A 14,009-nucleotide genomic window follows, 5' to 3' on the forward strand; every position below is an offset into this window, starting at 1 on the left:
GAATATGTCACAAGGTATTGAAAATAAAGTTATTTCACGGATATATGGCCGTGGTAGGGGTTGGGCATTTACCAAGACCGACTTTGTGGCCGAATTTGGCGAGGCTAATATCCACCAGGCGCTTTCCAGCCTGACCAAGGCTGGCAAGATTCGCCGTGTCTGTCGAGGGGTCTACGACTATCCTCGCTATAGCGAGCTACTGGACAGTCAGTTGAGCCCGGATCTCGACCAGGTGGCTCATGCTTTGGCTCGCAAATTCAACTGGCGCATTCAACCTTCCGGCGATGCGGCTCTCAATCTGCTGGGCCTTTCCACCCAGGTTCCGGGGCGTTGGATTTACCTCTCCGACGGTCCAGGCCGTGAGTACGAAATTGGGAAGCATTCCCTGGTGTTCAAGAAATCCGCCTTGAAGGATGTGGGTTTCAAATACCGGGAGAGTGGCCTGGTAGTGCAGGCCCTGAAAGCGCTGGGTCGGGAGCATGTGGACCAGAAGGTGGTCGAGCGTATCCGCCAGCAGCTGGAGTCCAATGCGTGTGACCGTATCCTCAAGGACACCCGTTCGGTCACTGGCTGGATCTATGAAGCCATCAAACGGATCTGCAAGGAGGCTAACTGATGGATAAGGTTGCCCGGCTTCCTGCGCAGCAACGTAGCGAGTTGTTTTCGGAGACGGCGACGCAGAAGGGCACCACGCCAGCTGTTGTCGAAAAGGACTTTTGGGTTACCTGGGTACTCAACCGGCTGTTCCAGGAACCGGATCTCGCGCGGTTGCTAATGTTCAAAGGTGGCACCAGTCTATCGAAGGTTTATAACCTGATTGAACGTTTTTCGGAGGATATCGACCTGGTCCTCGACTGGCGTGTTCTGGGTGGCGATGACCCCTTGGCTGAACGCTCCAAAACCAAACAGGCTCAGTTGAATGCGGCGATCAACGAGCAGGCACAAAAGTACATTGGCGGGGAACTGTTGAGAATGGTCGAATCTGCACTCGACGGCGTGTGTGACTGTCGTGTAGACGATGATCCATTCGTGATTGATATCAACTACCCCGCGGCCTATCCTGATGATTACCTCCGTTCCGAAGTGCGCCTGGAAGTCGGCCCACTGGCGTCATGGCTGCCTTATGAAGATCGCAGTATCAGCTGTTATGCAGCAGAGGCCTTTCCCGATGTGTTTGAGCAACGAGAATGTGCGGTTAGAGTCATCAAGGCGGAACGCACTTTTTGGGAGAAGGCTACGATTCTGCACCATGAGGCTCATCGCCCCGAGGGAAATGCACAGCCACCTCGCTATTCGCGCCACTATTACGACCTGGCCAAGATGGCCCAGTCACCGGTCAAGGAAAAAGCTTTGGCCGATCCAGAATTGCTGGCCAGCGTAGTGGCGTTTAAGCAGCGATTCTATCCCCGGGGGTGGGCCAGATACGACTTAGCAAAGCCAGGTACCTTGGTGCTGGTGCCTGAAGGCCATGTGCTGGTCTCGGTCAGGTCCGATTATCGCGCAATGGGAAACATGATCTTCGGTGAGGTGCCGGATTTCGAGGAGATTCTGGCGGTGCTCCAGACGCTTCAAGAGGAAATAAATGGGCCGTCCGGTACAATATAGTTATATTTTTTCAAGGAATTTCTGAGCATGGTATTTTTCATGGTATTACCGTTTAGCAGGAAAATAAGTCATTGAATATAAAAGATAAAAAATGCTTATTTACAATCGAGTGGGAGTGATCGGAACTGGCAGGCAATGACTGGCACTGGCTGGCATTTCGGCTGAGGCTTCAAGGTCTCTCAGCCAAGCTATAAACTGTATCAAAACACAGTATCGCAAGGACGACCCGCGATATATCGAAGAAGTGCTGAATCAAACCTACAGGGATTCTACAGTGCGCGGATTTTAGTCCACGTGTCGGCCAGGACGGCGAGCCGGGGTCGTGATGTCAGCAGTTACCAGCGTCACTGGCTCGAGCAAATCCTTCTCAATTCGGATCGTCGAAGCGTATTACACGGCGTTCACTGCTCATTTGACGGGGCGGGGTAGCCAGACTATGTGCAGTCGATATCATCCAAAAATAACATTTCTCATTGAAAGAGATCCCAAATCGAACCCTTCGTTTGGGAAGATTATGGGGTCATCTTCGGTTGAAGCACCAGCGGCATAGATCAACGGTAACCAGTGATCTGGCGTGGGATGTGCGAGTTGTGCGTCGTCTGTTCCTGGATACAGCGACAAAAGAGTTTCAATGTCATGCGCTAGCAATGCTTGTTTGACAGTTTCATCAAAACGACTGGCCCATTCAGGTGTGGTAGTTGTACCGGATCGAATTTGTCTGAAAGCATCGGGAAGATTGTGCACAATATTCCCGCTGGCCATTATGAGAATGTTTTGATTACGCAATCCTGTAAGTGATCTGCCAATAGCATAGTGCTGCCGCACATCAAGCTTTCGATCTATACTAAGCTGCACGACAGGGATATTTGCTTCTGGATACATCCAGTACAGCACTGACCAGATTCCATGATCTAGCCCCCAATCCTCGGTAAGCTGCACTTGCCACTCCCCAAGGAGATCGCGCACTTGCTCAGCAAGTTTTGGGTCTCCAGGAGCAGGGTACTCTATGTGATAGAGCGTATCTGGAAAGCCGCCAAAATCATGAATGGTTGGTGGATGTCGATTAGATGTCAGATAGCTGCCGCTCACATACCAGTGTGCCGAGATTGCCAAAATAGCCGCCGGCCGGGGTACGTAGTCGCCTAGCCGTGCAAAGCCACGACTCCACTGATTATCTTGAATCAAGTTCATGGGTGAGCCGTGACCAGCAAAAACTACCGGCATTCGGTCATCGGATAGGCCGCGTTTTTCTTCGGTCATTTTTAGTTCCTATCAGGTTAATCCGTTCTTCATGTGAATGTTTTTCCCCAAAAGGGGCGGCTAGTATCACCATAATTCCGTGGGACCAACCGGGACGATACCCGAAGGATTCAAGGCTCGGATTGAGTAGTACCCAGTCGTGATGTGCTCCGGTGATACCGTCTCTGCGATGCCCGGCAGCTCATAGATGCGCTTCATGTAGGCGGTAATATTCCGATAGTCGCGCAGCTGACGGAGATTGGTCTTGAAAAGCCCGTGATAGGCGATATCGAAGCGGATCAGGGTTACGAATGCTCGGACATCGGCCTCGGTGAGGCGGTCGCCAACCAGAAAGTTTTGATTATCGAGCTGTCGGTCAATCCAGTCCAGACTATCGAACACCTCTTGGACAGCGTGCTCATAGGCTATCTGGGTTGTCGCAAAACCGGCGCGGTAGACGCCGTTGTTGAAATGGTCGTAGAGACGCTCGTTAACGTTGTCTATTTCAGGGCGTAGGTCGGTCGGGTAGAGATCGATGCTTTCCTTAGCCAGATTACCAAACCCGTCATTGAACATGCGGATGATGTCGGATGATTCGTTGTTGACGATGGTCTCTTTATGCTTGTCCCAGAGCACGGGCACAGTGATCTGACCGGTGTAGTCGGGTTGGGCACGCAGGTAAATCTGGTAAAGGTATTCGGCACCGTACAGTGGGTCTGACTGGGTTCCTGGAATGGCCCTTATGTCGTCACCAAAACGCCAGACCTTCTCGGTCAGGCGGGGGTCGAGCACGGTAACCGAAATGACATCTTCCAGGCCCTTGAGTTTACGAGCCATCAATGTGCGCGAGGCCCAGGGACAAATCAGCGCAACATACAGGTGGTAGCGGTCGGGTTCCGCGACAAAACCGCCCTCACCAGATGGTCCCGGGCTACCATCAGAGGTGATCCAGTTGCGAAATCTGGATTGCTCTCGAACAAATCCGCCTTCATCGTCAGTGCCTTGTACGGGGTGAAAATCTTTCGCCCACTGCCCATTAATTAACATTTAGAATCTCCTATCAACGTTTCTGCTTCAGTTAAGCGGGGACGAAGTGTCCCGGCTTAGTCGAGCCTATACATATGGTCTCAATTATTCCTTGGACAACATGGCGTCGAGAGAACCCCGGCCTGCACCACTGATGGCAAGGGCAACCGATGCAGCCAGTAATGCCAGACCAAACTCGTAGCCGTCATTGCTCATAAACAGGCCGTTACCGATGTGGACCGTAACGATGGCAATAACCATGGTAAAGGCAAGCACCGCGGCTGCCGGGCGAACCAGCAAGCCCAGGATCAGGGCAAGGCCGCCAAAAAATTCGGCACTGCCGGCCAGTAATGCCATCAGGTAGCCGGGCTCCAGGCCGATAGAGGCCATCCATTGACCGGTTCCTTCCAGGCCATACCCACCGAACGAGCCGAACAGTTTTTGCGCGCCGTGCGCGACAAAGATGATGCCGACCGGGATACGAAGGGCCAATTGGCTCAAACTGGTGTTGGTTGCTGCGACTTTTTTCACTAACGTTTTCATGATTTCACCTCTAAAGTTCCAAGATATTTACTTGAAGTATGTTGACCAATACGCCTATCAATCTGACTAGGCGTCCCGCATCCAGGTTGGCGCGATGTGTGTACCGAAGCCCGCGCCGTATCCGAGATAGATATTCAGGCCAGCCAGCGGTTCCAGATAACGCGCATTCTTAAGTCCACCGGCGTCGACCGTTACAAACCCCATGCTTTCGGCCACTGCGCGTGCCTTGTCCTTGCTCTGCTCGCTGTCTCCGGCGATGAATACGGTCACCTTCCGACCGTCGCCGAAATCTCCGCCCTCGGCCAGGACCTGGGCAAACACGGTATTGAAGGCTTTTACGACATCTACGCCAGGTACAGCCTTGACGATTTCCTCTGCGGCTGAGGTCTCATGGCCTATGGTCAGGCCCATAAAGTCAGAAGTCAGTGGATTCGTGATGTCGATGACAACTTTGCCCTGAAGGTCGCCTATAGAACGCAGCGCGTTCACCGCGTCGTCATACGCCGTAGCGATGATCACGACTTCAGCCTGGTTAGCGGCAAGCTCTGGGCTGACAGCTTTTGCGCCCGGATGGGCTGCCGCGACAGTGTCGGCTTTGGCAACATCGCGGGCGGTGACAGTGACCTGGTGTCCTGCAAGGGTCAATTGCTTAACGAAGGCCGAACCCATGTTGCCGGCTCCGATAACAGTAATATTCATTGTGTATCTCCTAATTTTAGCAGTGTTTTAACAGTCGCCTTCCGGCGGGTTCGGGTGTATCCCGAGTACGAGTAAAACTTTACATATTCAGTAAATTGAGATAAACACATGAATATGAAATGAACTATACCGATATTAGGAATAATGGATCGATTTCAGGAAATGCAGACTTTTTGCGCGGTGGTGGATGCGGGTAGCTTTGTAAAGGCCGCTGACGCCCTGCACATGTCAAAGCCGGCGGTGTCTCGCTATGTGGCCGACCTTGAGGCGCGACTCGGCGTGCGGTTGCTGCATCGAACCACGCGGAGGCTTTCACTCACGGAAGAGGGTGCTGTGTTCAATACCCGTTGCCGAGAATTATTATCCGGCCTTGAAGAGGCGGAAGCCGAGGTCAGTTCGCGCAGTGGTGCGGCACGCGGACTCCTGCGAGTGAATGTACCGGTGTCCTTTGGCATTCAAACCCTTGCACCCCTCTGGGATGCATTTCACGAACTGCACCCTCAGGTGCGGCTCAATGTAGAACTCTCTGATCGTGTCGTGGATGTGGTTGAGGAGGGATATGATCTGGCGATCCGCATTGCCACCTTGTCTAGCTCATCGCTAATCAGCAAGCGTCTTGCCAGGACTCGAATTGTCCTTTGTGCCTCACCAGAGTATCTGAATAAATATGGTGAGCCCTCCAATCCAGCCAATTTGGCCGAGCACAAAGTGATCGGATATAGCTACTGGTTGGATGCGGATGCCTGGGAATTCGAAGGTCCTGAGGGTCCGGTTAACGTGAAGATTCACCCATGGATGTTCACAAACAATGGGGACACATGCCGGGCCGTTGCACTTGCACATCAGGGTATCATTCTACAGCCGACCTTCCTCGTCGGGGACGATCTGGCAGCTGGCAGACTGGTGGAAATACTTCCCCAATACCGTTCGATTGAGTTGGGCATTTATGCCGTCTACCCGACACGCAAACACGTCGCACCCAAAGTACGTGCGCTCGTCAACTTTCTTGAAGAGAAGTTATCAGAACTTGAAAGATGCTGACCGTGTATAGTCTGGAATCAGTTACGACCACAACTGGACGCTCGATTACCCAGCACAGGCTTAACTGGTTCACGACTTTGCCCCTCTGGTCGGATCTTGGAGATCTGAGAGTCATTCATGCTTGTTGAGATAAGCATGAATTTGCTGAAATTTTGCAGTACCAGGATCGGGATAAGGTGGTTTAGGGTGCTGTGTGGCAGCGTTTGTTCGGCAATTTTAAGTGGCGATTAGCAACAATTTCTGAACATGGTATTGCCACATGAGCCAACAATTAAGCCATTGATATTAGATCGAAAAAATGACTCGTTTACAATTGAGTGGGAGCAGGTGGAATTTATAACCTATTGAAATATAATAATTAATCTACTCTGATCAATAATATAATCTACATCATCAATGGTATTTTTCATGGTATTTTCTACGCGTTGCAAGGCAGAACGCATCGATACCAAGAGAGGAAAATTAATACTGGCATGGTATCGGGTAGCTTGAGCTGAGGGTGCGCCGGAGTATTCCGGAAACCCGCTATACCTACTGCACATGGGTTATGCCTGGTTATTTCAGATGGCGTTGTGGATCCTGGCGGCCATGTAGTACACGGATGATTTCAACCCTGTTGGCGGTCACACGGTAAAACAGAGTATGGCTTTCTATAGGGAGGCTTCTGGTGTCTGGCAGGAGTTCGGTGCGCTCGATGCCCATAAGTGGCTGGTCAGTCAGCAACCAGAATTGGTTCTTTATAGTGGACAGGTGGCTTTCGGATTGCGCCTGTCCCCACTGTCGCAGGCCGTATTGGTATATGTCCTTGAGGTCATTTTTAGCGGCTGGCGCAATGACAAGCTGATGGGACGCCATGAGGGTCAGCTCTTGATATCGTCAAACAAGGTGTCGAGCGCCGCTTTTGATTCGATTGTGATACCTTCTGCACGGTCTAGTTGGTCTGCTCCCACTTTTAGTTGCTCACGTAGTCGAGTCAGTTTGATCTCGTGAATCCAGTCTTCATGGGTTTCCATAAAGCGGAGCGCTTCACGGATGACTTCGCTGGCATTATTGTACAGGCCGGTTTCCACTTTGGCTTTTACGCGAGATTCCAGTTCGGGAGTTAGTGATATATGCATAATCGCCTCCAAGTGCAAGCTCTTGCACAAAGAATGCTAGGTCGGAATACAAAGATTGTCAATGTTTGTATTGACTGGTCGAGGATCTCAGGAGTTGCTGTGTTACAGCGTTCATTCAGGAATTTTTTCGAGCATTTTGAAGGATTTTCTGAGCATGGTATTTTTCATGGTATTATCAATTAACTGGAATATAAGTCATTGATATTAAATCGAAAAAACGGCTTGTTTACAATCGAGGGGAGTAGGCGTGTTTTAACTGATTGTTTCTTATTAGGTAAACACGCTCATCGAGCATGTAAATCACATGCTCAACGAGAGGACATGCCATCTATGTCAATAACTCAAAAGTTCTTGGTTCGGCAGTACTCATTTACGTCGGAATATTTCATGGTACCGACTGGCTGTCCGATGCAAAGAAGGTAACGATAACCCATCGTGGTATTGGTTTAGATACGCCGATGTTTGCAAGGTGGGGCATCCTGATTGTCATTTGTTGTTTGCATGACGGTATTCGGGCGTGATACGGTATTCGGGCGTGATTTAGAAATCCGCACCCGAGTAATAATGTGGCACTGGGAGATTGAATAATGAACAAGTTCGGTTCAACACGTCGCGGTTTTTTGAAAGCCATGGGGCAAGTATCCCTTGGGATGCTTGTAAATGGATCCATAGTGATGCGCACGCTGGCGCAGACCAAGGATCCAATGATGCAGCATGACTATACGGGATGGGAGAATTTCCATCGTGAGCAGTGGTCCTGGGACAAAAAGACCCGCGGCACACACTTGGTCAACTGTACAGGTTCTTGCCCGCATTTCGTCTACACCAAGAATGGTGTGGTGATGCGTGAAGAGCAATCAAAGGATATGCCAAAGCTAAACGGGGTTCCTGAGTACAATCCGCGTGGTTGTAATAAGGGCGAGTGTGCTACTGACTATATATATAGCTCCCACCGCATCAAGTATCCGCTAATCCGTGTAGGGGAACGGGGCGAAGGTAAGTGGCGTCGAGTTTCTTGGGATGAGGCGCTTGAGTATGTCGCAAATGGAATTGTCGATACGCTTAAAAATGACGCTTCCGACTGCATCAGCGTATACACTCCAGTACCGGCAGTTTCCCCAGTCTCTTTCGCAGCTGGGCATCGTTTTGCCTCATTTATCGGGGGGCATACGCACACCTTTTTTGACTGGTACGCCGACCATCCTACCGGTCAGACACAGACTCAGGGTTTTCAAGGAGATACATGCGAAACCGCTGATTGGTATAACGGCCGAACAATCCTGATGTGGGGTGCTAACAGTGCTCAGACCCGTATTCCAGATGCACACTTTCTCCAAGAAGCAGTATTGAATGGCAGTAAGATGTATGTCATCTCCCCCGATTTCAATTCCACTGCCACCAAAGCAGACGTGTTTGTTCCAATAAAGCCGGGAACTGATGCTGCCTTGGCTTTGGGCATGGTAAATGTTATTGTCAAAGAAAAACTCTACGAAGAGCATCATCTGAAAGAACAGACAGATCTGCCGTTCCTGATTCGTACTGACACCAAGATGTATCTGCGTGAGGCCGATATGGTGAAAGGTGGATCAAAGGAGAAGTTCTATACCTGGGACACCAAGACTAAGAAGCCGGTATTGATGAAAGGTAGCTGGGGTGAAGAGCCGGAGATGAAAGCCAAAATCCAACCGCCTTTCATGGGTCGAAATACGCTTACTTTCCCAGATGGCTATCTTGAGCTGGGTGATCTAGATCCTGCCCTTGAAGGTACATTCAAGGTTAAGCTTGCAGATGGTGAGAAGATTAAAGTTCAGCCGGTATTTGAGGCTTACAAGCCCAAGCTAAATGAGTACACTCCGGAAAAAGTTTCGAAGATCACTGGTGTGGCGCCTAGCGTTATCATACAAATGGCGCGTGATTTTGCCATGAACAAGCCATCAATGATCATCATGGGCGCTGGTACAAACCACTGGTATTGGAGTGACACTGTTATGCGCACATTCCTCTTGTTGTGTGCAATGACCGGCAACGAAGGTTACAACGGAACAGGTGTCAATCACTATGTTGGTCAGTGGAAGCCTACTCCCTTGCCGGGCGTTGGTAAGCTCTCCTTCCCTCTCGGTGCTAATAAGCATCGCTTCTGTCAAACTACCATCTGGACCTACTACCATGGTAATGTCTATGATGCGATGGAGAATGAAAACATTGATACCGCGAAATATCTCCGTGAATCATTGAAAAGCGGACAGATGCCACTTTTCCCGGAGAATGGGCGTGACCCCAAGGTCTTTATCTGCTATCGAAGCAATTGGTTGAATAATGCCAAGGGTCTTGATTATGTATTACGCAACTTGTGGCCAAAACTGAATTTGACGGTGAACTTGAATATCCGTATGGATAGCACGGCACTATATTCAGATGTGGTATTGCCAAGTGCACATTGGTATGAAAAGACCGACCTCAGTATGAACGAGGAGCACACCTTTATACACATGACAGAGCCAGCTATAGCACCTCTGTGGGAATCAAAAACGGACTGGGAGATTTTTGCCCTGCTATCCAAGAAAATGGGTGAAGTTGCCAAGAAAAAAGGATATACAAAGTATTTTGATGAGAAGTTCAATATAGCGCGAGACCTCACTAAGCTCTATGACCAACAGATTGATGGTGGAAAGTTGGCGACTGATGAACAGGCTTGTCAGTTCGTTCTAGACAATGCACCTCAGACACATGGCATAACCTTGGAGATGATTCGCAAGGAAGGACCACAGCGCTTCAAGAGCAACTGGAGTTCACCTATGAAAGAAGGTGTTCCATACACGCCATTTCAATACTTCATCCAGAAGAAGAAGCCGTGGCCGACGCTGACTGGACGCGAACAGTTTTACATAGATCACCCGACATTTTTCGATTTGGGTGTTGAATTTCCTGTATACAAGACTCCTGTTAATGCGGATCAGTATCCATTACGCTTCAGCACGCCACACAATCGTCACAGTGTTCAATCCAATTGGAAGGACAATATTTTGACGTTGCGTCTGCAGCGAGGAGGTCCTATGTGCGAGATTTCACCGGTGGACGCAAAGGCTCGTGGAATTAAGGACAACGACTGGATAGAGGTCTGGAATGATCATGGCAAGACGATGGTGCGGTGCAAGATTCGCAATGGGATGCAGGCAGGCATGGTAAGTATGCATCACGAACCTGAACTCTACATGGGTAAATTCGGAGGGGAAAATACACAGAACCCATTGCCTATACGCATAAATCCGACATCCCTAGTCGGCAACTATGCACACCTTAAGTTCAGGGCTAATTACTACGGACCGGGTGGTGTTCAGCGCGATACGCGCGTCGAGATACGTCGCTATACAGGTTCTGTTACCGCTGGGTTAACAGCAGCAGCTACCCAAAATGAGAAGGATATAAGTCATGTCTAAGAAGATGATAACAACCCCAAAGCGTCAGTTGACTTTCATTGTTGATCTCAACAAATGTATCGGCTGTCAAACTTGTACCGTGGCCTGCAAGAAATTGTGGTCCACAGCCCCAGGTCAGGAGTTTATGTACTGGCGTAATGTAGAAACCACCCCAGGCTTGGGCTATCCAAAAAACTGGCAGAGTAAGGGCGGTGGATACAAAAACGGCATGCTTCAGACGGACGGTCATTATCCAACCTTGGATGAATACGGCGTACCGTTTAAGTACGACTTTGCAGCTCGCCTGTTTGAGGGCAAAAAAGGTTCTGTAAAGCCAAGCCCTGAACCACGCTGGGCGCCGAACTGGGATGAGGATCAAGGTGTCGGTGAATACCCAAACAATATATTCCAGTATTTGCCACGCATGTGTAACCACTGTGAGAATCCAGCGTGTCTGGAAGCCTGCCCAAATGACGCTATCTATAAGCGTGCAGAGGATGGACTGAACATTGTTAATCTGGAGAAATGTAAGGGTGCGCAGGAATGCATCAAGGCCTGCCCTTACGGCAAGGTGTATTTCAATGAAACTGACCAGAAGGCGAATAAATGCATCGGCTGCTTCCCCAGAATCGAAAAGGGAGTAGCTCCAGCCTGCGTTGCTCAGTGTGTGGGCCGCGCAATGCATGTTGGCTTCATTGATGATGTGGAGAGCTCTGTATACAAGCTTGCCAACGTCTGGAAGGTGGCTATACCAATGCATCCTGAATTCGGAACCAAGCCTAATGTGCTCTACATTCCACCCTTCGTGGGGCCGGCTATGCAAGATGAAAATGGCAATATGATGATGACGCAGAAAATGCCATTGGATGTACTGCAAGGTTTATTCGGGCCTGAGGTCGGTGGCGTGCTTGCGGTGCTGAAGGCTGAGCGTGCAAAGAAGATTGCCGGCCAAGGTTCCAAGCTTATGGACACCATGATTGGTGAGTTGAGTGATTCAATGATGATTTCTCCAATGACCTGAGGATGATTACGGGGTGGGGTTGTTGTTGGCCCCACCTCAATTTCCACGGCATCAATACGCAAGAGGTTTTTACGATGCATATTAATACCAATCTATCTGGCATAATTTATTTCGCTCTTTTGTCAGGTGCCCTTCTGCTCAGCCAGCCAATTCATTCGGCCGACCTGGCTGCAACCTATGAAGGCAAGGAGGTCTGTATCAAGTGCCATGACCTCCAGGGTGAAACCTTCGAGGAGACAGCGCATGCGAAGGCCTTCGACTCCCTCAAGCCCAAGGTAAAATCAGAAGCTAAACAACTGGCAGGTCTCGACCCAACCAAGGACTACACCAACGATACCAACTGCATCGGTTGTCACACCACAGGCTACGGCGAGCCCGGTGGCTATAACACGGATTTACCCGGTGGCTTGGCTAAAGCACTGCGGGGGGTGACCTGTGAGGCTTGTCACGGAGCAGGTAGCATATTCCGTGAGCAACATGGCGAGGCGGAGAACAAACTTAAACGTGAGGGTGAATATACCGATCGAAAAGTCTTGATCGCTGCGGGCCAGAACTATGATTACGAAGCCAAGTGTGTGGCGTGTCATCTCAATTACGAAGGTTCCGACTACAGCGGTACTCATCCTCCTTTCACGCCTTTCACGCCGACATTGGATGAAAAATATAAGTTTGATTTCATCAAGTCAGTGATGCACAGCGGTGAGAATGGGATTAAGTCTATCCATGAGCATTTCAAGCTTATCGGTGTATTCCAAGGAGAAGCGCCGGCTCTGCGGGATGAATTGCAAAAAAATGCCATCGATCCAAATGACTATTGATCGGGATGAGTGGATCCCTGTCCTGAAATGCGGGTAATTAGGTGCAAGAACGATGAACGAATCGGTTAGTGGACAACAGGAAGGGCGCGCAAGTTTGTATGGAATGTTGGCGCTCGGATTTACATATCCAGATACGGCATTGTATGAATTCTGGAATAATGGGAGTTTTGTTAGGGAGCTTAGTGTGGCAATAGGCAAAGCAGCACCTGAGATTTTGGAGGTTTTTGAGGTTACGCTTGCCCCAGAACTCAAGATGACGGTGAATTACGAGGAATTTGAAGCGCTTTATCTGACTGCATTTGAAACTAATTTTCCGAAGCGTAGTGTCTCACTTTATGAGGGGGATTATGTAAAAAAAGGTGGCAAACCGGACTTGTTGCTGGAACTCAAGGATTTCTATAGCAATTTTGGTTTGGAGGTTAGCGAAGAGCTTCATGAGTTAGAAGACCGGATTACAGCCGAGCTGGAATTCATGCAATTCCTAGCATTGAAGCAATCCCAGGATGGGATCGATAAAACCCCGTACATTATGGCGCAGCGTGATTTTCTAGAACGTCATCTGGCACCTTGGATGCCTCATCTACAGAAAGAGGTATACAAGCGTAACATAGGTACCTTCTATATAGGTTTAACGGATTTGCTGGCCAGATTCGTTGAGGCTGATCTGGAATACCTCAGGAAGATTGATCCAGATATTGAAACGCGGTCCGCACAGCGTTAAGGAATATCAGATTCCGTTACTGCGTACCATAGATTGAGAAGAGAAAAGTTGAAATGAAATTGCCAGGTTTGACTAGAAGAATTGGATGGTTCGGTGGTACTACGGTTCTTGGCGCAGTGGTATTCGTTTTTGCGGGAATAATATTTTGGGGCGGTTTCAATACCGCCATGGAGGCAACTAATACACTGGAATTTTGTATCAGTTGTCATGAAATGGAGCAGACAGTCTATCGCGAGTATACCCATAGTATCCATTTTTCCAACAGGACGGGTGTCCGTGCCACATGCGCTGATTGTCATGTGCCCAAGGACTGGATGCATAAGGTCGTACGTAAGGTGCAGGCAAGCGGTGAAATCTACCACAAGTTGATGGGTACTATCGATACTCCAGAGAAATTCGAAGAACGACGGTTGTACTTGGCCAACAGAGTGTGGGCAACCATGAAGTCAAATGACTCCAGAGAGTGCCGGAACTGTCACAGTTGGGAGGCAATGTCTTCGGATGCACAGAAGCCGACCGCCAAGCGCCGGCATCGCAAGGGTTTGGCAAATGGCGATACATGCATTGACTGTCACAAGGGTATCGCTCACAAGGATATTTCCAAATTTTATGATCCCGAAGCGAATGGAGGTTAACAAAATTATGACGCGTAACAAAGGGAATGTCTCAATAGGCACAGAAGACTCCGTCATGACAGCAACACCAGGAGGCCCAGGCAAACGGAGAGATAAGTAAATGCATCAGTGTGATTGGTGTTTTACG

General features: G+C 49.5%; 14 protein-coding genes. 8 read left to right on the forward strand and 6 right to left on the reverse strand.

All coding sequences use genetic code 11. The annotated features are described in order from the left end of the window. Positions 1-4: 4 nt before the first annotated feature. Positions 5-616: a DUF6088 family protein gene (locus AQ621_RS08645; RefSeq protein WP_058341138.1), complete on the forward strand. Its 612-nt coding sequence runs from the start codon at positions 5-7 to the stop codon at positions 614-616. After that, positions 616-1,605 carry a nucleotidyl transferase AbiEii/AbiGii toxin family protein gene (locus tag AQ621_RS08650; RefSeq protein WP_058341139.1) on the forward strand — a complete coding sequence of 330 codons (990 nt, stop codon included), beginning with the start codon at positions 616-618 and terminating at the stop codon, positions 1,603-1,605. Before AQ621_RS08645 ends, AQ621_RS08650 begins: the two co-directional genes overlap by 1 nt. 450 nt (positions 1,606-2,055) lie before the next feature. Here the strand turns inward: AQ621_RS08650 and ygiD are convergent, their stop codons facing one another. The 4 genes from ygiD to AQ621_RS08670 form a co-directional block, all read right to left on the reverse strand. After that, positions 2,056-2,865 carry a 4,5-DOPA-extradiol-dioxygenase gene (ygiD, locus tag AQ621_RS08655; protein WP_058341140.1) on the reverse strand — a complete coding sequence of 270 codons (810 nt, stop codon included), beginning with the start codon at positions 2,863-2,865 and terminating at the stop codon, positions 2,056-2,058. Positions 2,866-2,931: 66 nt separating this feature from the next. Continuing rightward, positions 2,932-3,891 carry a glutathione S-transferase family protein gene (locus AQ621_RS08660; protein ID WP_058341141.1) on the reverse strand — a complete coding sequence of 320 codons (960 nt, stop codon included), beginning with the start codon at positions 3,889-3,891 and terminating at the stop codon, positions 2,932-2,934. Between the two features lie 84 nt (positions 3,892-3,975). Continuing rightward, positions 3,976-4,413 (reverse strand): DoxX family protein, encoded by a 438-nt coding sequence (locus AQ621_RS08665; RefSeq protein WP_058341142.1) that lies wholly within the window; start codon positions 4,411-4,413, stop codon positions 3,976-3,978. Between the two features lie 66 nt (positions 4,414-4,479). Beyond that, on the reverse strand, positions 4,480-5,112 hold the full coding sequence (locus tag AQ621_RS08670; RefSeq protein WP_058341143.1) for an NADPH-dependent F420 reductase: 633 nt from the start codon (positions 5,110-5,112) through the stop codon (positions 4,480-4,482). Positions 5,113-5,256: 144 nt separating this feature from the next. Between AQ621_RS08670 and AQ621_RS08675 the strand changes: the two genes are divergently transcribed. Beyond that, positions 5,257-6,153, forward strand: coding sequence for a LysR family transcriptional regulator (locus AQ621_RS08675; protein ID WP_058341144.1), 897 nt, complete (start codon positions 5,257-5,259; stop codon positions 6,151-6,153). A gap of 555 nt (positions 6,154-6,708) precedes the next feature. Here AQ621_RS08675 and AQ621_RS08680 read toward each other — a convergent pair. Both AQ621_RS08680 and AQ621_RS08685 read right to left on the reverse strand, forming a co-directional pair. Then, a complete protein-coding gene (locus AQ621_RS08680) occupies positions 6,709-7,008 on the reverse strand; it encodes a type II toxin-antitoxin system RelE/ParE family toxin (RefSeq protein WP_058341145.1) in 300 nt (99 codons plus the stop codon). 5 nt (positions 7,009-7,013) lie between these two features. Further along, on the reverse strand, positions 7,014-7,271 hold the full coding sequence (locus AQ621_RS08685; RefSeq protein WP_058341237.1) for a type II toxin-antitoxin system ParD family antitoxin: 258 nt from the start codon (positions 7,269-7,271) through the stop codon (positions 7,014-7,016). Between the two features lie 587 nt (positions 7,272-7,858). Here AQ621_RS08685 and AQ621_RS08690 point away from each other — a divergent pair. The 5 genes from AQ621_RS08690 to AQ621_RS08710 all read left to right on the forward strand — a co-directional run bounded on the left by AQ621_RS08690 (position 7,859) and on the right by AQ621_RS08710 (position 13,882). Further along, positions 7,859-10,708, forward strand: coding sequence for a molybdopterin-dependent oxidoreductase (locus AQ621_RS08690; protein WP_058341146.1), 2,850 nt, complete (start codon positions 7,859-7,861; stop codon positions 10,706-10,708). Beyond that, a complete protein-coding gene (locus AQ621_RS08695) occupies positions 10,701-11,708 on the forward strand; it encodes a 4Fe-4S dicluster domain-containing protein (RefSeq protein WP_201785334.1) in 1,008 nt (335 codons plus the stop codon). Before AQ621_RS08690 ends, AQ621_RS08695 begins: the two co-directional genes overlap by 8 nt. A gap of 74 nt (positions 11,709-11,782) precedes the next feature. Further along, a complete protein-coding gene (locus AQ621_RS08700) occupies positions 11,783-12,526 on the forward strand; it encodes a cytochrome c family protein (RefSeq protein WP_058341147.1) in 744 nt (247 codons plus the stop codon). A gap of 52 nt (positions 12,527-12,578) precedes the next feature. Next, on the forward strand, positions 12,579-13,247 hold the full coding sequence (locus tag AQ621_RS08705; RefSeq protein ID WP_082640977.1) for a molecular chaperone TorD family protein: 669 nt from the start codon (positions 12,579-12,581) through the stop codon (positions 13,245-13,247). 53 nt (positions 13,248-13,300) lie between these two features. Next, positions 13,301-13,882: a NapC/NirT family cytochrome c gene (locus tag AQ621_RS08710; protein WP_051302625.1), complete on the forward strand. Its 582-nt coding sequence runs from the start codon at positions 13,301-13,303 to the stop codon at positions 13,880-13,882. Positions 13,883-14,009: the final 127 nt, after the last annotated feature.

Source organism: Marinobacter sp. P4B1, from assembly GCF_001447135.1.
In the GTDB taxonomy this organism is placed as follows: Bacteria; Pseudomonadota; Gammaproteobacteria; order Pseudomonadales; family Oleiphilaceae; genus Marinobacter; species Marinobacter vinifirmus.